The 22588-nt window shown below is 70.8% G+C and carries 20 protein-coding genes and 1 pseudogene; 13 read left to right on the top strand and 8 right to left on the bottom strand.

The window, feature by feature from the left end; genetic code table 11:
- Nucleotides 1-1587, top strand: a 1587-nt coding sequence (locus HV824_RS27160) for a hybrid sensor histidine kinase/response regulator (RefSeq protein WP_176424589.1), incomplete at its 5' end; no start/stop codon positions are given.
- 13 nt (nt 1588-1600) lie between these two features.
- Here HV824_RS27160 and HV824_RS27155 read toward each other — a convergent pair.
- Nucleotides 1601-2590: an alpha/beta hydrolase family protein gene (locus HV824_RS27155; RefSeq protein ID WP_176424588.1), complete on the bottom strand. Its 990-nt coding sequence runs from the start codon at nt 2588-2590 to the stop codon at nt 1601-1603.
- 161 nt (nt 2591-2751) lie between these two features.
- Between HV824_RS27155 and HV824_RS27150 the strand changes: the two genes are divergently transcribed.
- From HV824_RS27150 to HV824_RS27125, 6 genes are all read left to right on the top strand, one after another.
- Nucleotides 2752-3408, top strand: a complete 657-nt coding sequence (locus HV824_RS27150; RefSeq protein ID WP_176415819.1) for an LON peptidase substrate-binding domain-containing protein — start codon at nt 2752-2754, stop codon at nt 3406-3408.
- Nucleotides 3409-3486: 78 nt separating this feature from the next.
- Nucleotides 3487-5379: an NAD(+) synthase gene (gene nadE, locus HV824_RS27145; protein WP_176415818.1), complete on the top strand. Its 1893-nt coding sequence runs from the start codon at nt 3487-3489 to the stop codon at nt 5377-5379.
- Nucleotides 5380-5443: 64 nt separating this feature from the next.
- Nucleotides 5444-6685, top strand: a complete 1242-nt coding sequence (locus tag HV824_RS27140) for a hypothetical protein (RefSeq protein WP_176415817.1) — start codon at nt 5444-5446, stop codon at nt 6683-6685.
- Nucleotides 6686-6839: 154 nt separating this feature from the next.
- A complete protein-coding gene (locus tag HV824_RS27135) occupies nt 6840-7163 on the top strand; it encodes an FKBP-type peptidyl-prolyl cis-trans isomerase (protein WP_176415816.1) in 324 nt (107 codons plus the stop codon).
- 13 nt (nt 7164-7176) lie between these two features.
- Complete coding sequence (gene trxA / locus HV824_RS27130) at nt 7177-7554, top strand: thioredoxin (RefSeq protein ID WP_176415815.1); 378 nt, start codon at nt 7177-7179, stop codon at nt 7552-7554.
- Between the two features lie 187 nt (nt 7555-7741).
- On the top strand, nt 7742-8977 hold the full coding sequence (locus tag HV824_RS27125) for a hybrid sensor histidine kinase/response regulator (protein ID WP_176424587.1): 1236 nt from the start codon (nt 7742-7744) through the stop codon (nt 8975-8977).
- A gap of 7 nt (nt 8978-8984) precedes the next feature.
- On the opposite strand, the gene HV824_RS27120 is transcribed toward HV824_RS27125, so the two are convergent.
- Nucleotides 8985-9872: a hypothetical protein gene (locus HV824_RS27120; RefSeq protein ID WP_176415813.1), complete on the bottom strand. Its 888-nt coding sequence runs from the start codon at nt 9870-9872 to the stop codon at nt 8985-8987.
- A 116-nt stretch (nt 9873-9988) separates the two neighbouring features.
- Here HV824_RS27120 and HV824_RS27115 point away from each other — a divergent pair, with 116 nt between their 5' ends.
- Together HV824_RS27115 and HV824_RS27110 are read left to right on the top strand one after the other, a co-directional pair.
- Complete coding sequence (locus tag HV824_RS27115; protein WP_176424586.1) at nt 9989-12577, top strand: TonB family protein; 2589 nt, start codon at nt 9989-9991, stop codon at nt 12575-12577.
- Nucleotides 12574-13413, top strand: a complete 840-nt coding sequence (locus HV824_RS27110) for a hypothetical protein (RefSeq protein WP_176415811.1) — start codon at nt 12574-12576, stop codon at nt 13411-13413. Before HV824_RS27115 ends, HV824_RS27110 begins: the two co-directional genes overlap by 4 nt.
- 7 nt (nt 13414-13420) lie before the next feature.
- Here the strand turns inward: HV824_RS27110 and HV824_RS27105 are convergent, their stop codons facing one another.
- Nucleotides 13421-14695, bottom strand: a complete 1275-nt coding sequence (locus HV824_RS27105) for a sterol desaturase family protein (protein ID WP_255208376.1) — start codon at nt 14693-14695, stop codon at nt 13421-13423.
- A gap of 38 nt (nt 14696-14733) precedes the next feature.
- Here HV824_RS27105 and HV824_RS27100 point away from each other — a divergent pair, with 38 nt between their 5' ends.
- Together HV824_RS27100 and HV824_RS27095 are read left to right on the top strand one after the other, a co-directional pair.
- Nucleotides 14734-15321, top strand: a complete 588-nt coding sequence (locus tag HV824_RS27100) for a Crp/Fnr family transcriptional regulator (protein ID WP_176415810.1) — start codon at nt 14734-14736, stop codon at nt 15319-15321.
- 43 nt (nt 15322-15364) lie between these two features.
- Nucleotides 15365-16684, top strand: coding sequence for an MFS transporter (locus HV824_RS27095; RefSeq protein WP_176424585.1), 1320 nt, complete (start codon nt 15365-15367; stop codon nt 16682-16684).
- Between the two features lies 1 nt (nt 16685).
- Here the strand turns inward: HV824_RS27095 and HV824_RS27090 are convergent, their stop codons facing one another.
- The 5 genes from HV824_RS27090 to HV824_RS27070 form a co-directional block, all read right to left on the bottom strand.
- Nucleotides 16686-17657, bottom strand: a complete 972-nt coding sequence (locus HV824_RS27090) for an Ig-like domain-containing protein (RefSeq protein ID WP_217917788.1) — start codon at nt 17655-17657, stop codon at nt 16686-16688.
- 114 nt (nt 17658-17771) lie between these two features.
- Nucleotides 17772-18473: a hypothetical protein gene (locus HV824_RS27085; RefSeq protein ID WP_176424583.1), complete on the bottom strand. Its 702-nt coding sequence runs from the start codon at nt 18471-18473 to the stop codon at nt 17772-17774.
- A gap of 115 nt (nt 18474-18588) precedes the next feature.
- Nucleotides 18589-19224, bottom strand: coding sequence for a hypothetical protein (locus tag HV824_RS27080; protein WP_176415806.1), 636 nt, complete (start codon nt 19222-19224; stop codon nt 18589-18591).
- 134 nt (nt 19225-19358) lie between these two features.
- Entirely contained in the window at nt 19359-19964 is a 606-nt protein-coding gene (locus tag HV824_RS27075) for a hypothetical protein (protein WP_255208375.1), read from the bottom strand.
- Between the two features lie 45 nt (nt 19965-20009).
- Nucleotides 20010-20654: a hypothetical protein gene (locus HV824_RS27070; RefSeq protein ID WP_368738111.1), complete on the bottom strand. Its 645-nt coding sequence runs from the start codon at nt 20652-20654 to the stop codon at nt 20010-20012.
- 273 nt (nt 20655-20927) lie between these two features.
- Between HV824_RS27070 and HV824_RS27065 the strand changes: the two genes are divergently transcribed.
- Nucleotides 20928-21791 carry a deoxyribonuclease I gene (locus HV824_RS27065; protein ID WP_176424581.1) on the top strand — a complete coding sequence of 288 codons (864 nt, stop codon included), beginning with the start codon at nt 20928-20930 and terminating at the stop codon, nt 21789-21791.
- 5 nt (nt 21792-21796) lie between these two features.
- Nucleotides 21797-22588, top strand: a pseudogene (locus HV824_RS27060) (carboxypeptidase regulatory-like domain-containing protein); the annotation flags it as partial.

Here is a 22588-nt window from a genome sequence, read left to right as displayed (position 1 = left end):
CAGCGCGCCGTTGGCCAGCTCCAACTGCTGGGCACCACCGTGCGCAGCGTGCACGAAGGTGTCCTCATCGCGGAGGTCCGCGCGGGAGGCGCGCTGCGCACCGTGTTCGCCAACGAGGCCCTGTGCTCGCTCCTGGGATACCAGCTGGCGGAGCTGGTGGGCCAGGACCCGTGTTCGCTCTACGGCGCGCAGGAGCCGGAGTTCCGCCAGCGCACGCGGCAGTCGCTGCTCGCGGGCGAGCCGGTGTTCGCGGAGGTGAAGCTGACGCACAAGCAGGGCGGCCTCGTGTGGAGCGAGGTGCTGCTGTCCCCGGTGCGCGCCACGGGCGAGGACATCACCCACTTCGTGGCCACCCACCGCGACATCTCCGCGACCAAGGAGCTCCAGGCCCGGCTGGTGGCGGCCGAGCGCGTGGCCGCGGTGGGCACGCTCGCGGCCGGCGTGGGGCACGAAATCAACAACCCGCTGGCCTACCTGGTGCTGAACCTGGAGGCCGCCGAGCGCGGCTTGAGCCAGGGCGGCATGTCGGGCATGCGCGACGCGATGGCCAACATGCGGGGCGCGTTGGAAGGCGCCGAGCGCATCCGCCTCATCGTCCGGGACCTCCAGGTGTTCAGCCGCCAGGGGAGCCAGGACCCGGGGCTGGTGGACCTCAACGCGCTGGTGCCGCCCGCGGTACGCATCATCAGCCACGCGCTGCGCCACCGCGCCCGGTTGGTGGAGGAGTTCGGTCCGGTGCCGCGCGTGTCGGGCAGCGAGGCCCGCCTGGGGCAGGTGCTGCTCAACCTGCTGGTGAACGCGATGCAGGCGATTCCAGAGGGCAACCCGTCCCTGAACGAGGTGCGCGTGCGCACCAGCACGGATGCCTCCGGCCGGGCCCGCGTGGACGTGGTGGACAGCGGCGCGGGGATTCCCGCGCACGTGCTGCCGCGCATCTTCGAGGCCTTCTACACGACCAAGTCCAGCGGCGAGGGCACGGGGCTGGGGCTCGCCATCTGCCAGCAGATTGTCCGCGCCCACGGGGGGGAGCTGGAGGTCCGGAGCGAGCCGGGCCGGGGCTCCGTCTTCAGCGTGCTGCTGCCGCCCGCCCGCGCGCATGCGCCCGCGCCGCCACGGCCACTGCCGCGCGTCAGCCTGCCGCAGCCGCCCGCGGCGCGGCGGGGCCGGGTGCTGGTGGTGGATGATGAGCCGCGCCTGGCGCAGTCCATGCGGCTGCTGCTGGAGCCCTTCCACGACGTCGTCACCACCACGCGGGGCAGCGAGGCGCTGGCGCTGGTGGACGCGGGTCACCGCTTCGACGTCATCCTGTGTGACTTGCAGATGCCGGAGACGGACGGCGCCGCCGTCTACCAGCACCTGTGCGCCCACGCGCCGGACCTGGCCGCGAGGGTGGTGTTCATCTCCGGCGGCGCCTATACGCCAGAGTCCCGCGCGTTCATCGACTCCGTGCCCACCCGCGTGCTGGAGAAGCCCGTCCGGCCGGAGCTGCTCATGGGCACGGTGGCCACGGCCCTGGCCGCGGTGGAGCCGGAGCCGCGCGTGGGTGAGGCGTCTGCCGTGGCGGCCGTTGGCGGCGTGCGGCACTGAGGCACGCACGCGCTCACGCCGTGGCGTCCACCCGCGCCAGCGCATCCCGGATGGCGGCGCACAGCGCGGCCCGCTCCGTGAAGAGCGCGGTGACGTGCCCGGCGTCCACCCACCGCAGCTCGCTTCTGGGCCAGTGCGCGTGCAGCGCGAGCGCTTCGTCACCGGGCACGAAGCCGTCACGCCGGCAGGCCACCAGGACGGCCGCCTCGGGCTGCCGCGGCGGCGCAAAGCGCGTGAGGTTCGCCAGGTCGAAAATCCGCCCCAGCCGGCTCCGGGCCTGCTCCGCGTCGCGCCGGGGGCCATCCAGCAACGCGAAGGCAATGGACCAGGACAGCAGCCCCTGCGTGAAGACGGGGACCGGAGATGCTCCGGCCGCGAGCGCCGCCACGGCGAGCGGCTCCGGGACGACGGCCGCCGTCAGCGCCGCCATGTAGCCACCCATGCTGTAGCCCGCCACGCCCAGCCGCGCGTGGCCCTGGCCGCGCAGCCACGCGAGCAGCGCGCGGGCCTCGTCGACCATGCCCAGGTTCATCAAGACGTGGTCGCTGACGGTGCGCAGCGCGCCGCCCTTCTGCCCCACGGGGCGGCGCAGGCCGTAATAGGGGTTCTCCAGCAGGAACAGGTCGATGCCTTCCCGCGCCAGCGGCGCGTACATGCGCTCGCGCAGGGAGAAGCCCTCCTCGCGGGACGCCGCGAGCACGACGCAGGCGCCGCGTGAGCGCCCTGGCCCCGCGCTCAGCCACCGGACATGGGCCGTGCGCGCCGCCGCGTCGAGCCGGGCCAGCGGGGACGGAAAGGTGCCATCCCGGACCTGGAGGCCACGCTGGAGCCGGGGCGCGCTCCACTCGGGCGCGATGGACGCAAGCCGCTGCTGGAACGGCGCGGCCGCCGCGACCTCTTCGAGGAGCTGCTCGTCACCCCAGCCTTGGGAGAAGAGCCGGGCGCGGCGGGAGAGGCCCGCGAAGAGGACGTCCACCGGATGGGTTCTCAGCACCCGCGCCATCCTACGCCCGTGCAGGGAAGGGTGGGGGTGTGGGATTCCCGGGATTCCATCTGCCCTCCGAGGCGGGGTGTGGGCCCGCCGATGGAACAGGGCGTATCATTCCAGAGCTCGTTTGGAATGCGGCTGGGGGGAGCCGGGCTTATCACACCAAGGTGCCCCCCATGACCGCTCAAGAACGCATCGAGCGTGCCGCCAGCGCGCTGAAGGTCTTCCCCCTCCCGTCGGCGGTGCTGTTCCCGCACACCGTCATTCCGCTGCACATCTTCGAGCCGCGCTACCGGGCGCTCCTCCGGGACGCGCTCGCGGGAGACCGCGTCCTGGCGCTGTCCCAGCTCGAGCCGGGTTGGGAAGGCAACTACGGCGGCAAGCCGCCCATGCTGCCCATGATGTGCGCGGGCGTCATCGTCTGGGACGAACAGGTGGAGGAGGGGCGCTACAACATCCTCCTCCAAGGCGTGAGCCGCATCCGCATGACGTCCGAGCTGACGACGGAGAAGGCCTACCGGGAGGTGCTCGCGGAGGTGCTGCCGGACTTGCCCTTCGAGGGCCCGGAGGAGGAGCAGCTGCGGCAGGCCGTCTTCGAGCTGGCCGGCCGTGTCCCGCCGTCCTTCGCGGAGAACCTGCTGCCAGTGGCGGCGCGGGCCCAGGGCGGCATGCTCGCGGACGTGGTGGCGTCCGCCGTCATCCCAGAGCCCGAGCGGCGGCAGGAGTTGCTGGCGGAACTGGACGTGCGCAGGCGCCTGGAGGGTGTGCTGGAGGACGTGGGGGCGCTCATCGGCAGGCTCCAGCCCCTGCGGCCCACCGGCCCCTTGAACTGAGCGGGTTGCGCTTGCCTTGTCCGGCGGCCCGCGCATTGCTGCGCGCCGGACGCGTCATCGAAAGGGACGGGAGCAACCATGCGGCTCGTGAAGCTCGGGCTTGCCAGCGTGAACACCACCGTGGGGTCCTTCACCCGGAACACGGACAAGGCGCTGGCGTTGGCGGGGAAGATGGCGGCGGAGGGCGTCACGCTGGGCGTCTTCCAGGAGCAGGTCATCGCCGGCTACCCGGCCGAGGACATGGTGCAGTGGCAGGGCTTCATGGACCGCCAGTGGCCGGAGCTGGAGCGCTTCGCGCGTGAGACGGCGGCGCTGCCGACGGTCTTCGTGGTGGGCGTGGGCGTGGCCCACCAGGGCCTGCGCCTCAACTGCGCGGCGGTGGTGGCCGGTGGCCGCATCCTGGGCCTGGTCCCCAAGGAGAAGCTGCCCACCTACAGCGTCTTCTACGAGGCGCGCACCTTCGGCCGGGGCCAGCCGGGCATGGCGGAGGTCCACCGGGGCGTGCCGCTGGGGGACTACCTGTTCCGCTTCGACTTCGGCGTGGTGTCCCCGGAGGTGTGCGAGGACATCTGGAGCGCGGACGGCCCCATGCGGCGGCGCACGTACTCCGGCGCGGAGCTGGTGGTGAACCTGTCCGCGTCGCCCTTCCGGCTGGGCTTCGTGGAGACGCGGCGCGAGCTCATCGCCACCCGCGCGGCGGACCACCAGTGCACCATTGCCTACTGCAACGCGGTGGGCAGCAACGACGGCCTCATCTTCGACGGCGGCGGCTTCCTCAACCAGAACGGCCGCCACGTCATGGAGACGCCGCGCTTCCAGGAAGGCTACGCGGCGGCGGTGGTGGACCTGGACCGCACCCTGCGCCTGCGCGCCGAGGCCACCACCTGGCGCGTGGACCGCGAGTCGTGGCTGGCGCAAGGCGGCCAGGCGACGGCGGTGCTGGACTGCACCCAGGCGGTGCACACGCGGCGCGACGCGCTGACGTACCCGGTGCCTCCCCACCGCAGCTTCTTCCTGCCGCCCCCGGACACGCGCCGCACCGCGCGGGAGGCGCTGTGCGAGGACCTCCTGGACGCGCTCTGCCTGGGCGTGGGCGACTACTTCGAGAAGACGCGCGCCTTCAAGGTGCTGGGCATCGCGCTGTCGGGCGGGCGGGACTCGCTGCTGACGCTGCTCATCGCGCACCGGTACGCGAAGCGCGCGCGGCCGGAGAACCCCGGCTCGCTCATCCAGGCGTTCTACATGCCCAGCCGCTACTCCAGCGACGCCACGCGCGACGCGGCGGAGACGATTGCGCGCGAACTGGGCGTGGCCTTCCAGGTGGTGTCCATCGACGAGGCCTTCGAGCGCGAGCGCGCCGTCGCGAAGACGATGCTGGGCGGCAAGGACGTCACGCCGATTACCGAGCAGAACATCCAGGCCCGCCTGCGCGCCCAGCGCATGTGGAACTGGAGCAACTCCTGCGGCGGGCTCTTCCTGCAGACGGGCAACATGAGCGAGAAGTCCGTGGGCTACACCACCATCGGCGGGGACCTCATGGGCGCGCTGGCCGTCATCGCCAACGTCCCGAAGACGGTGGTGATGTACCTGCTCGACTACCTCCAGGACACCACGGGCCACGAGGGCATCCGCAAGGTGCTCGCCAAGCCCGCGGGGCCGGAGCTGGCGCATGACCAGGTGGGCGAAGAGGAGCTGATGCCCTTCCCCATCCTGGACGCCTGCTTCTACCTGTACGGCAGTGAGAAGCTGACGCCCGCCGAAATCCTCCATGCGCTCACCGCCATGTTCCCGGAGGTGGAGGCCTCCCGGCTGAGCGGCTACGTGGAGAAGTTCGTCCGCCTCTTCCAGCAGTCCATCTACAAGTGGGTGCAGTCACCGCTGTCGCTCCACATCGGCAACCTGGACCTGGACCGGGAGCGCGCGTTGCAACTGCCCGTCGTCACCGGCACGGAGTGGATGCGGCAGGGGTAGCACGCCTGTGGGCCGTCCACCACGCCCGGTGGCCTGCTCCCCGGGCAATTACCCCCGGGGGTGAGTGCCGTCGCCGAGCCTTGCCGGATGTCGCGCGGGAAACAACCTTCATGTCTGCCACTCGACGATGGAGGCATGGATGAAAGCGAAGATCCTGGCGGGCGCCGTTGCGGCGCTCATGTACGGAGGCGTTGCCGTTGCCGATGACGGCGACTGCCCGCCACCTCAGGCCAGCACCAGCCAGAGCCAGCAAGACGCAATGGTGGCCCAGGGACAGCAGGACGACCTGAGCGGCGATGACATGCTGCAGGAGGACGACACCATCATCCTGGAGATGGAGCCCGTTCCCGACGTCTCCGGCCAGCAGTCGCAGGACAGCATGGGCATCGGCGGCAGCGGCCAGGAGGGCATGGACGACGCGGCCCTCGGCGGCAGCGGCCAGCAGCCCTCGGGCGCCCAGGGCGAGGTCTACATGAACGTGCCCGTCCGCTGCGAGCCGGTGGGCCAGCAGGGCACGGGCGGCAGCGGCCAGGAGTCCATGACGCCGCCTCCCGCCGCGCCCCAGGGCACGCATGACAGCGAGCAGCTCGTGGTGCCGCCGGCGCCGCCGATGGGCACGGGCGGCAGCGGGCAGCCCGTCTACCCGGAGCCGGAGTCCGCTTACCCTCCCCCGGAGGAGGACGCCATGGGGGGGAGTGGCATCGCCACGACGCCGCCTCCCTCCAGCTTCCAGCCTTCGGCCGAGCGCGCCGAGCCGATGGACGTGGAGCAGCGTGAGGACAAGAACAAAATCAAGGGCCTCTCGGTGATGCTGGGCGGCGGTGTGGAGGGCTACACCGGCGCGCTGGCTCCACAGCTCAGCCCCGGTGCCACCGCGGGCGTTCGCGCGGCCATCAAGCCGTCCAAGGTGCTGGGCATCGAGCTGGGCTACACGGGCGCGCTCAACAACATCCGCAACGCGGAGACGGGCGCGAGCGGCCCGGACCTCGTGCGTAACGGCGGTCAGGCCGTCCTGACGCTGGGCATCGTGCCCACGGCGTGGCAGCCGTACCTGCTGGGCGGCATTGGTATCAACGACTACAACTTCCGGGGCGGCGAGTCCCTGGGGTACCGCGACGACACCGTGGGCAACGTGCCCGCGGGCCTGGGGCTGCGAGGTCACGTCGGCCAGTTCGTCGTGGACGCGCGCGCCAACTACAACTTCCTCTTCGACAAGGACTTCGCCCCGGGCATCGACCCGGGCGGCGGTGACTTCGAGGGGGGCGGCAGCTACCAGGGCACGGTCAGCGTCGGCGGTACCTTCTGACTGACGCGAGGACGAAGCCCCAGGCGGCTTGAGCAGGAATCGGTGGCGCGGTGCCCGGTAGCCAACGGGCCCGCGCCGCCGTGCTTTCCAGGGGCGCACAGGCGCTGAGGTCGCGCTAAGGTGCCGTCCTTTCACGCGGTCAGAGGAGCGTTGGATGGGTTTGAACATGGAAGACGTGAAGGTGGGCACCGGCACCGAGGCGACAGCCGGCAAGTCCGTCACCGTGCACTACGTGGGGACGCTGACCAGCGGCTCCAAGTTCGATAGCAGCCGGGACCGGGGCCAGGGCTTCACGTTCAGCCTGGGCGCCGGGCAGGTCATCGAGGGTTGGGACAAGGGGGTGGCCGGCATGAAGGTGGGCGGCGTGCGCAAGCTCACCATCCCGCCGGAGATGGGATATGGCGCGCGAGGGTTCCCGCCCGTTATTCCCCCCAACTCCACCCTGCTTTTCGAGGTGGAGCTCCTGGACGTTCGTTGAAAGCGAGGACCTGATGGCAGCGGTCGAAATCACCAAGGACAACTTCAAGGAGACGGTGTCCAAGGAGGGCATCGTCATCCTGGACTGGTGGGCGACGTGGTGCGGCCCCTGCCGTGCCTTCGCGCCCATCTTCGAGCAGACCTCGAACAAGCATCCGGACGTCGTCTTCGGGAAGATTGATACGGATGCCCAGCAGGAGCTGTCCGGGGCGTTCGAGATTCGCTCCATCCCCACGCTCATGGTGTTTCGTGACGGGATTCTCCTGTTCGAGCAGCCCGGGGCGCTGCCGGCCGCCGCGCTGGAGGACCTGCTCAAGCAGGTGAAGGCGCTGGACATGGAGCAGGTCCGTAAGGAAGTCGCCGCCAGGCGCGAGGAGCCGCCGCGGGCCTGACGGCAGCCTCCAGGTACCGGGCGGGGGGCCGGTGGCATGTCCGCCGCTGGCCACCCGCCGCGCTCCAGGCACCGAGGGGCTGGAACGTGGGGGCCCCGGAAGGTGTTGTCGGAGCGTGGCTCGCAGCGGTCAGGCCCGGATGGGTCGACCAGCGAGGCCGCCTTTCTCCACCCGACACCTGGATTCGATGCCGCACTCCGTTTTTCGAGACCCCCCGGGTGAGGACACGCCGCGCGCGCGCATCCTCCTGGTGGACGACACGCCCGCCAACCTGCTGTCCCTGGAAGCCATCCTGGAGCCGCTCGGCCAGGAGCTGGTGCTGGCCCGCTCCGGCGAGGAGGCGCTGCGCGAGCTGCTGCGCGGAGAGTTCGCCTGCATCCTCATGGACGTGCAGATGCCAGGGCTGGATGGGCTGGAGACGGCGCGCCTCATCCGCGCGCGCGAGCGGACGAGCCACCTGCCCATCCTCTTCATCACCGCGCTGAGCCGCGAGGCGGCCTTCGTCACCCGAGGCTATGCCCAGGGCGCCGTGGACTACCTGCTCAAGCCCGTGGACCCGGACATCCTGCGCGCCAAGGTGCGGGTCTTCGTGATGCTGCATCTTCGCGGCGAGCAGGTGAAGCGGCAGGCGGTGGAGCTCGCGGAGCGGCGCCGGGCCGAGGAGGCGGCGCAGCGGGCCTCCGAGCTGGAGCAGCAGCTCATGGGCATCGTCGGCCATGACATCCGCACGCCCTTGTCCGTCGTCCTGACGACGGCGAAGAGTCAGCTCTCCGGTGGCGCGTTGGAGCCGGCGCAGCAGAAGGCGTTCGAGCGTGTGGCGCGCAGCGGCGAGCGCATCCAGCACATCGTGGAGCTGCTCATGGACTTCACGCGCTCGCGCCTGGGGGGAGGCATCTCCGTCATGCCACGGGCGGGCGACCTCAACGCGCTGTGCCGCGAGGTGGTGGACGAGCTGCAGGTGGCCCGGCCGGGTCGCGTCATCCGGTGCGACTTCTCACGCGACAGCCTGCACGGCGTCTGGGACCTGGAGCGCATGGGGCAGGTGGTGGCCAACCTGCTGGACAACGCCTTGAAGTACAGCCCGGAGCCGTCCGCCGTCCGCCTCTCCACCTGGGAGAAGCCGGACGCCGTCTTCCTGGAGGTCCACAACGAGGGCTCGCCCATTCCCCGCTCGCTGCTGCCGCACCTGTTCGAGCCCTTTCGGCGGGGCGAGGACTCGCGGGAGCTGGACCGCTCCAGCCTGGGCCTGGGGCTCTACATCGCCCGGGCCGTCGTGGAGTCGCACCGGGGGCGGCTGACGGTCCGCTCCTCGGAAGGCGAGGGCACTTCCTTCCGACTCTGCCTGCCCCGGCGGGCGGAGGCGCGGTTGCTCGACGACGGTGCGAGCGACGTGGGGAAGTCCCTCGTGCCCATGATGGCGTGACGCGGCGTCACTTCACCACGGTGCAGACGCCGCCTCCGTTGAGGTGGGCCTGATCCACCACGCTCTGGGTGATGAACTCCTGGAGCGTGCGCACGTCGAACGCGCCGGGCTGGTAGATGACGGGCTGGCCCTGGGCGTCGCGCAGCTCGTCGCCGTCGCGGCCCCGGAGGTCAGTGAGCGCCTGCGTGGCGAGCCCCTCGGGGGTGATGACGTGGTCCTCGCCCGCGGTGGCCGCGATGGCCTCGAAGCGCAGCTGCACGCCCCGGTGCGTGCCCAGCCTGTCATAGAACATGTGCTCGGCGTGGATGGTGACCTCGGGCCGGGCCACGGAGCCCTCCGGAACGATGATGCCCTGCGTCCCGTCCGCGCCGTTGATGCAGTTGTTCATCAGCGCGTTGACGGGGAAGCCCATGCGGAAGCGCAGCACGGGCTCGTTCTGCTTCGTCGCGTGACCTTCCACGAAGTAGCTGAAGCCGCGCTCGCGCATCATCGCGAGGTCCTCCGCGGAGACCTGCCCGTCTGCCAGCTCGGTGCGCGCCTCGGGGGGACTCACCCGGAAGCCCACGTCCCAGCGGCCCGCCGGAACACCCGTCAAGTCCACCAGGGGGATGTCGCCCTTCTGCACGTCCACCAGCACGTGGCGGCTGCTGCTGTGCGTCTCGCCGGACGCGGAGGTGAGGGTGACGTCGCCCAGCGACACCAGGTAGCGGGTGAACTGGACGGACCAGCCATCCTGGAAGAGCGTGTCCGGGAGCCCACGCTGCGTGCCATCACCCCCACTCATCGTGACCTTTACGTCGCCCGTGGCCACGTTGTCACAGGCCGTGCCCGCCAGGCCCCACACCACCAGGGCCGCGCACCACCACTTCCGGGACTGCCGCCGCTCCGTGTTCATGCAATAAGTAGTTAATTGCAACGTGGTTGCGAGTCAATCCGGGCGTGGTGTATCTGGGGTGTGGATGCAACCCGGATGCATGAGTTCCGTCCCAGGGCGGGTCGCTCCGGAACCTAGTGAGGTCATCACCCGTGTGGATTCCGACTCTGGTGCTCTGCGTGCTGAGCGCCACGGCCGAGCTGCCTGTGACTCCACCCGTGCCGCTGGAGGCGCCAGGGCCCGTGCTGCCCTCGGAGGTGCCCCCGCCCGAGGTGCCCGCCACCGTCCTGCTGCGGCTCACCATCGACCGCGCGGGCGAGGTGTCCCGGGTGGAGGTGCGGCAGTCCGCTGGCGTTGCGTTGGACCGCGCCGCGATGAATGCCGCGCTGCGCTGGCGGTTCCAGCCGGCTCGGCGCGGCGAAGAAGCCATCGACGTGCGGGTGGATGTGCCCGTCACCTTCGTGCCGCCGGTGCATGGCCACCACGTCGAGCCCGTGGCTTCTGGACATGACGGGGCGGAGGAGCCTCCAGGGGCGGCGATAGGGCAGGGCGCGGGAGCGCAGCCGGGCGCTTCGTCCCCTGGAGGCGAAGCGCCGCGTCCGGAGACGCCGGCCGCGGATGCTCCCGTGGCGCCCAAGCCACCGTCCTTCTCCACCACGGTCCGCGGCGCCTCCCAGGCACCGCCGCCGGTCGCCGTGGGCGACTTCCACATCCCGGTGGGGCAGCTCGCGGACGTGCCGCGCCGCTCCGCGTCGGACCTGATGTTGCTGGCACCCGGCGTCATGCTGGCCAACCACGGCGGCGAGGGCCACGCGGAGAGCATCTACATCCGGGGCTTCGACGCGGGAGAGGGCAAGGACGTGGAGCTGCGCCTCAACGGCGTCCCCCTCAACGAGGTGTCCCACGCGCACGGCCACGGCTACGCGGACACGTACTTCATCATCCCGGAGCTGGTGGAGTCCCTGCGCGTCACCGAGGGGCCCTACGACGCATCCCAGGGCGACTTCGGCGTGGCGGGCACGGTGGAGTACCAGCTCGGACTGGCGCGGCGCGGCCTGACCGCGTCCCTCTCCACGGGCAGCTACGCCGCGCGCCGGCTGTCCCTGGTCTGGGGACCGCCGGAGGCCAGTGAAGCCACCTTCGTGGGACTGCTGCTGCGCCAGGGCCACGGCTTCGGCCCCAACCGCTCCTACGCCAACGCGGGGCTCATGGCGCAGGTGGAGCTGCGCGTGGGCGACGAGTCGCGGCTGCGCCTGTTCGGCACCAGCTATGGCATGCGCTTCGCGTCGCCGGGCGTGGTGCGGGAGACGGACGTGGTGGACGCCCGGATGCCGTGCGCTCCGGATGCGGACTCGCAGTTCTTCTGCTCCTACGACCCCAACCAGGGCGGCGCCGGGCAGCGCCACCTCCTCTCCGCTGAGCTCCAGTCACGGCTGAAGCGCGGCGGGCGCTTCGTCCAGCAGGGCTACGTCATCCTCCGGCAGACGCGCATCCGCGACAACTTCACGGGCTTCCTGCTGGACACCACCCCGCCGGACGGCCAAAGCCAGCGCGGTGACAACACGGAAGGGTACTACCGCGGCTCCACCCTGGGCCTGCGGGGCCGCTACGTCCCGGGGCTCACGTTGCTGGGGCAGCCGCAGCCGCTGGAGCTCGGCTACGTGGCCCGCTACGACGACGTGCGCACGCGCTCGCGCCGGCTGAGGGACAGCGGCGGCGTGCCCTACGCCACCGTCTTCGACAACCAGGTGCGCACCACGAACCTGGGCGCCTACGCCTCGTTGCGAGTCGCCCCCTTGTCGTGGCTCACCCTGCGCGGCGGCGTGCGCCTGGACACCTTCCTCTTCGGCGTGGATGACTTCAACCGGCCCACCCAGGACCGCGATGGTCCCCGCCTCCCCGACGAGTCCCTGGAGGCCTACGGCTTCTTCGCCAGCCCGCGCGCGTCGGCGGAGCTTCGCCTGACGCCCCGGCTCACCTGGCTCACCAGCGCGGGCCTGGGCGCGCGCTCCAGCGACGCCGCCGCGCTGTCCGACGCGGAGCTGGCGCCCTACGCCCGCGTGGCCTCGGGCGAGACGGGCCTGGGCTGGCGGCTGGACGGGCCCCTGGCGTTGGAGGCCCGCGGCGCCTTCTTCGCCACGCGCGTGTCGCAGGACTTCGTGTTCGACGAGACGGTGGGCCGCAACCAGCCCGTGGGCGCCTCGCAGCGGCTGGGCGCCTTCGTCAGCGCGCGCGGGACGTTGAGGGACAGGGTGGACGTCCAGGCCTCGCTGGCCTGGGCGCGCGCCACGCTGCCCGCGCCCGGGGCCTCGGCGTGGAAGCTGTGGGACGGGACGGTGATGCCCTACATCCCGGAGCTGCTGGGCCGCGTGGATGCCTCGCTGCGAGGCACCACCCGCGTCGCGGGGCAGCAGGTGGACTGGAACGTGGCCCTGGGACACAGCGCCATCGGCCCCAGGCCCCTGCCGCTGGACCGCTACAGCGCGCCCATCTTCCTGTTCGACGTGGGCACGCGGGCCCGCTGGAAGGCGGTGGAGGTGGGCCTGTCGGTGGAGAACCTGCTCGACACGCGCTGGCGCGAGTCGGAGTTCAACTACGTGTCCAACTTCCGCGGCCCGGACGCGCCTCCGTCGCTGATGGCCACCCGGCACTTCACCGCGGGCGCGCCCCGCATGTTCATGGGCACGCTCACCCTTCACCTGGACCTCCAGGAGGACTCGCCATGACGTCCCCGCCGCACACCACCCGCCGCGCCTTCACTTGGATGTTGGGCACCGCGCTCGTGGGAGGCGCGTCCGCTTGTGGCCTCTCTGGCACGGGAGGCCGTAGCGTCACCTTCCGCATGGGCCTGCGCACCGCGAAGGCCCCTGGGGAGGACGCGCTCGGCGAGTTCACCACCGACGCGGGCTGGCGCGTCCGCTTGTCGTCCGGGGTGATGGTGCTGGGCCCCATCTACATCTTCGAGAATGCCTCGCCGCTGGAGCCCACGGCCTCGGCGCCGCGCGTCCTGCGACGGCTGGGACAGTGGTTGCTGCCCACCGCGCACGCCCACGACGGGCACTTCTTCTCCGGTGGCACGGTGCTGGGGGAGTGGGACCGCGAGGTGGTGTTCGACCTGCTGGCGGAGGTGGGCGAGGTGCGGGAGCTGGGGCGCTCGCCGGGCATCGCCGGGCTGGCGCGCTCCTTCTCGCTGCTGCTCCAGCCGCCGTCCCGGGCCCTGGGCGCGGAGGGCGCGGCGCTGGGCGGCCGGTCGATGATTCTGGAAGGAACCGCGTCCCGGCAGGAGGCGCACGTCCCGTTCCGGGTGGCCCTGGACTTCCCGCCGCCCGTGGAGCTGCAGCGCGTGGACTTCGTGCCCATCGCGGCGGAGCTCGACGAAGGCGGCCGCTTCGTCGTGGAGGTGCAGCCCCACCGCTGGTTCGAAGGCGCGCACTTCGACCGCGTGACGGTGCCCGAGGGTGGCGGGGTGGTGGAGCTGACGCCCGACACGCAGGTGTACCGGGCGCTGACTCTCAACGTGCGCCGCTACACCGCCTTCGCCGGGACGTGGGAGCCCGCCTGACGCGCGTTCAGCGCGAGCCCTGCGGCACGGGCGTGGCGCCCTGACTGGCGCCGCGCACCACCACCAGCCAGACGAGCGACACGCCCATCCACGCCGCGCACAGCGCGGTCCAGCTCCGCGGCGCGGAGGCGTGCACCAGCCACCACGTCACCGCCGCCCCCATGGCGAGCACCCGCCCCAGCTCCAGCGGCAGGCTCCAGCGCCGTGACTCCAGCATCCCGCTCCACGCGGTGGCCATGGCCCAGAAGAGCAGGCTGAGCACCAGCTTCTGCCAGCCGGTCAGCGGCGAGGCGTGGTGGCTCACCAGCAGCATGAAGGGCATCGCCGCCAGCAGCTGGAACACGAGGTAGCCCCGGGTGCCGGGCAGCTCGGTGGACTGGAACTTCAGCTCCACGCCGTCCTTCTTCCAGCCCAGGGAAGGGCGCGGCGGAAGGTCCGCGGGCCGCCAGCCGGTGGGCATCACCCAGATGCGCAGCCGGTCCCAGTGGCTCCGGGTGGCCACCGCGTCACCGACGAGCTTCCCCCACGCCTGGAAGTTGATGACGGTGGGGTCCCAGGTGTTGGGCGGGGAGGTGAGGCCGTAGGAGCACGCCTCCTTCTCCTCCTGGAAGGTGCCGAACAGCTTGTCCCAGATGATGAGGAAGCCCGCGTAGTTCTTGTCGATGTAGACGTCATTGCGCGCGTGGTGGACGCGGTGGTGCGACGGCGTGTTGAGCCAGGACTCAATCCACCGGGGCAGCTTCGGGATGACGCGCGTGTGCGGAATGAATTGGAGCACCAGGTGGAAGGCCACCATGGCCAGCACGGCCTCGGGCGGGAAGCCCACCAGCACCAGCGGCCAGTAGAAGAGGAACGAGAAGAGGCGCTGCGTCACGCTCGCGCGCAGGGCCACCGCGTAGTTCAGCTCCTCGGTGGAGTGGTGCGGCGAATGGGCGGCCCAGCCGATGTTGGTGCGGTGGCCGAAGCGATGGAACCAGTAGAAGAGGAAGTCCACGCCCAGGAAGAGCGCCACCAGCTCCAGCGGGGACGACACCCCCAGTTGCCAGGGGGCGAACTGTCCCAACTGGATGAAGAGCGGGAGCACCAGCAGCGCCACCGCCACGTTGACGCACTGGTTGAGCACCGCGGTGCCCATGCTCGCGATGGAGTCCTGGAAGGCGTAGTACCCGTTGCGCCGGATGACGCAGTAGGCGAACTCCCCCAGCGCCAGGACGATGACGAAGGGCGTGGCCACGGCGTAGACGTTGATGCTCATGCCGCCGGTGTATGGCGCCCGGAGCAAGGCCGCCTTAACCTGGGTTAAGCCCAGGTGCCCTCCGCTTGAGATACCCGAAGCTCTTCGAGCACATCGCCGCGCTCGCGCCGCTCCCCGCCAGCGAATGGCTGAAGGCGGAGGCGCTGGCGCGGGAGCAGGCGCTGGACAAGCGCGCTCTCTTCCTGCGGCCAGGGGACTCCGCGGACCGCTTCGGGCTGGTGCTCCAGGGCGTCTTCCGCGCGGTGCGCGTCTCCGCTCGGGGGGAGGAGTCCATCAAGGCCTTCCGCGCCGAGGGGGAGCTCATCGGCGCCTACGCGGAGATGTTGCAGGGCCAGCCCTCCATGACGTCCATTGAAGCGCTGGAGCCGGGCCGCGTGCTGGCCTTCCAGGCGCGGGACCTCCAGGCGCTGGAGGCCGGCCACGCCTGCTGGGCCCAGCTCGCCCGGCGGGTGGCGGAGCAGCACTACATCTTGAAGGAGCGCCGCGAGCAGGAGTTCCTCGACCTGTCCGCGGAGGAGCGCCTGGAGCGCTTCTGGCAGGAACACCCCCACCTGCACGGGCGTGTCCCTCAGCGGGACGTCGCGGCCTACCTGGGCATCACCGAGGTGGCCTTGAGCCGCATCGTGTCACGCCGCCGCAAGCGGGCGGAGTGAGCGCGGCGGCGCGGTCCATGGTTTCATCGAACGCCGACCCGCCATGTCCTCCCTCCCATCCTCGCAGGACCTCCCGCAGCGGCCCCTGACTCGTGAAGACGCCCGGACGCTCACGCTGGCGGCGCTGGGTGGGGCGCTGGAGTTCTACGACTTCATCATCTTCGTCTTCTTCACCAAGGTCATCGGCGAGCGCTTCTTCCCGCCCGACACGCCGGAGTGGCTGCGTCAGTTGCAGGCCTTCGGCTTGTTCGCGGCGGGCTACCTGGCGCGCCCGCTGGGCGGCATCGTCATGGCCCACTTCGGGGACCGGGCGGGCCGCAAGCGCATGTTCACGTTGAGCGTGTTCATGATGTCGGTGCCCACGCTGCTGATAGGCCTGCTGCCCACCTATGAGACGGCGGGCTACGCGGCGCCCCTGGCGCTGCTCCTGCTGCGGGCGGTGCAGGGCGCGGCGGTGGGCGGCGAAGTCCCGGGCGCCTGGGTCTTCGTGTCGGAGCATGTCCCGTCGCGCAGGGTGGGGCTGGCGTGTGGGACGCTCACCGCGGGCCTCACGTTCGGAATCCTGCTGGGCTCGCTGGTGGCCACGGCGGTGAATTCGCTGCTGGGCCCCGGGCAGGTGAGCGCCTACGGCTGGCGAGCGCCCTTCCTCATCGGCGGCGTGTTCGGTTTCCTGGCGGTGTTCCTGCGCCGCTGGCTGGCGGAGACGCCCGTCTTCGAGGAGCTGCGGCGGCGCAAGGCGCTGGTGAAGGAGCTGCCGCTCAAGGCCGTGCTGCGAGGCCATGGCGGCGCCGTGGTGATGTCCATGCTGCTCACCTGGGTGCTCACCGCAGGCATCGTCGTGGTCATCCTGATGACGCCCACGTTGATGCAGAGCCTGCACGCCGTCACCGCCACGCACGCGCTGGTGTCCAGCAGCGTGGCCACGCTGAGCCTCACGTTCGGCTGCGTGGCCTACGGCCTGCTCGCGGACCGGGTGGGGGTGGGCCCGTCATTGGGGCTGGGCTGTGCGTTGATGCTGGCGGCGGCGTATGCGCTGTACCTGGCCGCGGCGGCGTCCCCGGAGGCGCTGGTGCCGCTGTCCGCGCTGGCGGGCTTCAGCGTCGGCGTGGTGGGCGTGGTCCCCACCGCCATCGTGCGCGCCTTCCCCGCTCCGGTGCGCTTCTCGGGGCTGTCCTTCTCCTACAACATGGCCTACGCCCTCTTCGGTGGGCTCACGCCCCTGGTCGTCACCTTGCTGATGAAGGTGTCGCCCCTGGCCCCCGCGCACTACGTGGCCGCGGTGAGCGTCATGGGCGTGGGGCTCGCGCTCCACCTGCTGCGCGCGGGGCGGGGCGCGGCGCTGCACCCCGCCACCGAGCCCTGACTCAGTAGCGCTCGAAGACGAAGTTGAACGTCTCCTGCTCCGTCGGCCCGAAGGTGAGCCGGAGGAAGCGGTCGCCGCCGGGGGCGGTGAACTTCAGCGTGTGGCTGATGGCGGGCAGGCAGACGGGCCGGGCGGGCTCCAGCGCGGAGGCGACGGCGTCCTCGCCCTCCGTCGTGTCGTGCACCGTCACGGGGATGGGGCGGTCGAGGTACAGGACGACGGGCTCGTCCCGGCTCTCTCCCGAAACGACCTCCGTGTAGCCCAGGAAGGACGCGCCGCTGGCGGGGAGCGTCAGGGCGTAGAACTCGTGGGAGGCGTCCGTCGCGGGGTAGATGGTGGGGGAGGCGCTCGCGGTGACGGGCACCGGGCTCTCCAGCAGCGCGTGGGCGCAGGCGTGCTCGGTGGTGCCGTCGCGCCGGCCGGTGGTGAAGTCCAGCCGTCCATCACCGAGTCCCGCGTGGGACGTGTCCACCGCGTGGCCCTCGGCGCTCCGCAGTCCGCCGAGCTCCAGGGTGTACGCCGTCTCCTCCTCGAGCGGGGGCAGGTCGGATTCGGGCCGGGGGATGTCGACCAGCAGCATGTGGCCGTACTCGAGCCAGGTGCCCGTCAGGGTGCGAGGCGCATTGGCCGGAGTCGTCCGGTCGACGAGCGTGACCTCCGCCGCCGTGGTGTCCATGGACGTGTCGAAGACGAGCGTGACGCGCTTGCGCGCCGCGGTGGTCATCGCGTCCGTCTTGAACAGCTCCACGGGCAGCACGTTGGTCTCTCCCTCCGAGGGAGTTGAGCCGATGACCGCGGGGCCCTGGACCGAACCAGCGTCGGGCTGCGTGCCGGCGTCGGGCTGCGTGCCGGCGTCGGGCTGGGTGCCCGCGTCCGGCAACGGATTGGGCGGCGTGGGGTCGTCGTTGTCACAGCCGGCCAGGGCCAGCAGGGCGCACGTGGCGAGCAGGGTGGTGGTGGCGGCGGTTCGCATCGGAGGGCCTTGGTGGGGATGGTGCGAGGAGGAGAGCCGGGGCGCCCCCGTGGTGAGCGGAGCGCCCCGGTGGAGGGGCCGAGGTGCGGCCCAGGTCACCCAGTGGGTGACGGGCTAGCAGTTGAAGATGGTGGGGTCGGTGTCGTCGCAGTCGAAGCGCTGGGTGACGTAGCCCGCGGGCGCCTCACACGCGAAGCGGTAGAGCGGGCTGCTCGCGCCGTAGCCATCTCCGTCCGCGTCCCGGTAGTAGCGGCCGCGGTTGTCATACAGGTACTCGGGCACGATGCCGACCGAGGTGGTGGGCGCGCTGATGTTGATTTCATAGGTGTGGCCGACCGTCAGGTCGAACACCCGCGCGTGGTGCAGCGCGCAGGTGCCTTCGGTGATGCCGTCGGTGCTCACCAGCGCGTTCAGCGTGACGTTGGGCGTGACGCTCGTGTCCACCGCGGTGATGGTGACGTTCTGCGTGGCGTAGAACGCCACGGACTCCACGGTGGAGCTGGGCGACGTCCTTGCCACGGGGATGTACGTCACCGTGCCCGCGCCGCCGCCGGACAGCGTCACCGTGTAGTGCTTGTGCTGGGTGCTGATGTTGGGCGCGCCGCTGGTGCCGTTCACGTTCACGTTGTCGCCAGGGTTGGACGCGTGGGCGCACGCGTGCGTCGTCATGGCCGTGTTGTCCACGCTGGTGCAGGTGGCCTCCAGGGGCTGCTCCTGCTCCGACGTGAAGTCCTGCCCCGCGTCGTCCATGGGGCCGCAGGCGGCCAGCGACAGGCCGAGGAATGCACTGAAAAGGGTCCGCTGGGTCAGCTTCATGATGAGGCTTCCTTTCGTGAGCCGGGCTCAAAGCCGTGAGCGCCGGTAATCGCCACTCATGACGTATTAGCAACTTGGTTGCAATAACGCGGAAGGTCGGTTCGCCCCGGACGCGCTACTGCAGGTGCTCGATGACCATGTGGAGCTCGGGCAGGGACGTGGGGCCGAGCTGGAGCGTGTACTGGACGCGGTCGGTCAGTTCGTAGCCGACCATGTGCTTCAGCCCGTCGCAGAAGCCGCCGGTGGCCTGGGTGCCGGCCTGGGGCACGGTGGTGCTGATGGCCGTCTCGGTGAGAGTGACGGGCACGTCCGGGCTGCTCAGGTAGACGACGAAGTTGCCGGTGGCGAAGGCCTTGTAGCTGAAGGTCCCCACGTACTGGCCGTCCTCCGGGAGGAGCTTCACCGTGTAGTAGGTGTGGAAGTCGTCCACGCGCGGATGACGGGCGGTCGTGGCGTTGACGGTGACGAAGGGGCCGTTCGTGACGTGCCAGCACGCGTGCTCGCCGTCGTCGCCGAAGTCGAAGCCGTCACTGGGGACGTAGTCCGGGTCCGGCACGCAGGCCAGGCCATCCTCGGCGGCAAGGTAGCCCTTGTTGCAGTGGCACCAGTCACCGGTGGGCTCCCGGTGGATGTGGCCGTTGGGCTCGCAGGGGTCGCCTTGCTCGACAGGGGGTGGGTCTTCGTCTCCGCCACAGGCGATGGCCACCGTGGCACACGCGGTCAGGAAGAGGACTCGGAGGGTCGGGCGCATGGGGTGCTTCCTACATGCTTCATGGATTCAAATGCAACTCAGGTGCATGTGTTGCAGTGGCGCAAACGCGCGAAGGCCCACGGTGGGAGGAGGAAGCTCCCGCCGTGGGCCCGAAAGACGCTCAGCAGGTCAGGTCAGTGGTGGTGACCCGCCTCCTCGATGATGAGGGTGAACGAGGCGTTGCTGGGGCGAATGGAGCGGAACTCCAGGTAGTACTCGGTGTCGGCCTCGAGGTCCGCGACGGTGGCCTTCTTCAGGCTGGAGCAGACCTCGGTGGGGACGGTGTAGCGGCACTCGCGGGCCACCTCGGTGCCGGTGGCGGCCTCGAAGATGCGCAGGCCGCGGTTGCGCGACAGGATGAAGGCGAACTCACCCGACTCGTCCGGGAGGAACGAGACGCGCCCGGCGTAGTTCCACGGCATGTGCTGCGGCAGGGTGACCTGGTAGGCGGTGTGCGCCTGGCTGACGTCCACGAGGACAGGCGCGCCCAGGGCGGCGGCGGTGACGGGCTCGAAGGGGCCGTACTCGGCGTGGTAGCACGCGTGCTCGACGATGTGCTCCAGCTCCTCGGGCTCCTCGCAGGAGGGGAGGGCGTTGAACAGGGCCTCCTCGCTGCTCTCCAGGGCGGCGGCCTCGGGAGCAGTGGGGGCATCCTCCTCGACGGGGGTGCCGCAGCCGGCGAGCAGGACGGCCACGCTGGTGGCGAGCAGGGACTGCTTGAAGGGGAATTGCAGCTTCATGGTGATTGCTCCTTGGAGGGGTACTGCGGGGTGACACAGGGGTGGTCAGGGCGTGGCGGGGCGCAGGACGAGCCACGCGGCCACGACCTCTCCCGAGGGTTTGCGCTCGGGAGGCAGTTGCATGTGCGTGGTGCGCTCGCCGAGCTGCAGGTCGGCGGTGCGGCGGAAGGCCTCCTGGAAGGAGTCGCCGTCCGGGAAGGTGCCGCGCGCGACGCAGCCCGCCGCGAAGCAGCGAGGTGGCTCGGCCTGGACGGGCAGCACATCGGCCTCCACCTGGGCGTGCCACTTCGCCAGCGCCGCCCGGGCTTGCTCCGTCCAGGGCTCGTGGCTCACACCGGACGCCCTCAGCTCCGCCAGCACCGCGTCCCGGCGGGCCTCGGGCGCGGCGTAGGTTCCGCGCAGGGCCTTCACCAGGGGCAGGCGCGAGGCGGGAGGCGCGCGCCGGGAGCGCGAGGCGGGCGCCAAGGTGGGTTCGTCGCTGGGACGCACGCCCGGCAGCGCCTGGGGGACCGGGCCGGCGGGACGGCGCGCGACGGCGATTGGGCGCGGCGTGGGGGCCGGGGCGAGCGGAGCGGCGGCCTCGGGCTCAGGAGCCCGCCGTGGAAGCTCCACCGGCCGGTGAAGCCAGGAGGCAGTGGCGCAGGCCAGCGCGAGTCCCGTGAATCCCAGGCTCCAGATGATTCGGCTCACGATGACGCGCCCTCCTTCGTGGCTGGACAAAGCTCCGCCGTCCCCGCCAGGTCCCCATTCCAGGAACGCTCGCGATAATCTGCCATCTAGATTCATATGCAATCAAGTTGCATTTAATGGGCGGAGGCGTGGCGTTGCGTGTCACGCGGACGGCGAGTCACGCCGCGATGTAGGTCTCCGAGGACCCTGTATTTCTTGTGTTTCAGGAAAGTGGGTTGCCGGTCACGGACTTCATCCACTAGGACAGTTGCCCTCTCACGCCGAGGTCACTCCATGGGAATGTCGTCCTTGTTGCTGCGCGTGGTGGTGCTGGTCGTCCTGGCTGTGCCCACGCTGGCCCATGCGGGCTCTTATCTGCGCGTCGTCAGTTGGAACCTGCGTCACGAGGGGTGGACCGCGGAGCAGACGTATCGCGAGGACGCGGAGCAGATCTGGCGGCAGTACGGCGCGAACAGCAATTCGAACAACGGCTGTGACGTGGTGTTCCTGCAGGAGGTGATGAACACCAGCGTGGTTCCGGCGGTCGTCGCGGAGCTCAACGCCGTCTCTGGCGTGAAGTGGCGCTATGCGCAGACGCCGCTCATCGGGCGCTCGTCGTACAAGGAAATCTACGCGGTGCTGTACCGGGAGGACACGGTGTCGCTGCTGTCCTCCAGCGTGTACGGCGACGCGGGGGATGTGTTCGAGCGCGAGCCGCAAATCGTCCGCGTGCGGCACAATCCCACGGGCGCTGACTACACGTTCATCAACTGGCACACCGTCTGGGGCAACCCCGCGGACCGCGACGCCGAGGTGAAGCGCATCGGCGCGGTGTTCAAGTCGGTGCAGGACGCCAGCTCCACCGACCAGGACGTCATCCTGGTGGGGGACCACAACATGGCGTGCACGGCGTCGTCGTGGGCGAACCTGGTGGCGCTGTCTCCCACGGTGACCTGCACGCTGAACGTGGCCACCACCATCAACCTCAGTGGCAGCTACGTGAATGCCTATGACCACTTCTGGATGCAGCCGACCTACGTGACGGAGTTCTCCTCGGCGGGGCGCGACTACATCGGGAACACGCGGGACTTCGTCACCCGCCTGTCGGACCACGCGCCCATCTACCTGACGCTGTATTCCAACAGCGATACGGACTGAGTCTCTTGAGACGTCGCGCATGGGGTGTGGGGGGCGCCGCGCTGGTATTGGCGGCGCTCGCGATGTGGTGGCTGTGGCCCGCGGACGTCGCCGCGCCGGGGGCACCTCCCCGCGCACCCGCCGCGCGCATGGCAGCCGCGACCCCGGTGAAGCCGCCGCCCGTGGCGCCGGAGCCCCCGCGTCCCGAGGGGCTGCGTCTGCGCGTGGTGCTGCGAGGGGATGTGCCCTTCCAGGGAGAGGCCCGCGTGGGCGTGGCCTCCATCACCGACGCGGACCGGCACCTGTGGGAGGTGTCGAAGCGCGAGGGGCGCGAGGGCGCCGGGCCCGAGCGGCTGGAGGACCTGGCCAACGTGTCGGAGTGGCGGCCCGTGGAGGTGACGCCGTCGCTGGCGGGTGGGGTGCTGGGGCCGGTGCTCGTGCCAGTGGCGCCGCTCTACCGGGTGGTGGCCTGGGCAGCGGATGGAACGTTCTGGCTGGGAGACGTGGTGCCCGAGGAGGCGGCCGCCACCGGCGTCGTGGAGGCTGTCCTGTCTGCCCGGGCGCCCACCGGTGTGCGGGTGCGGCTCGCGGGAGTGCGACCCGAGCATGGCCCGTTCTCACTGCGTGTGGTGCGTGGCGTGTCCCGGGATGCCCGTGACGCGGAGCGCGCGAGCGAGCTGTTGCCCGTGATTCGGCAGGTCGCGCCGGACCTCGCCTCCGCGCTCGCGGACGGAGTGGCGCTCCCGCTTCCCGTGGGGAATCCGCTGGAGCTGCTGCCCTTGCCCACGGACCCATCGGTGGGGTTGGTGCTCCGGAGC

This window comes from Myxococcus sp. AM009, assembly GCF_013372605.1.
GTDB classification, from domain to species: Bacteria; Myxococcota; Myxococcia; order Myxococcales; family Myxococcaceae; genus Myxococcus; species Myxococcus vastator.
Note: the sequence above shows the minus strand (reverse complement) of the source record. Positions and strands in the feature narration are given on the sequence as shown.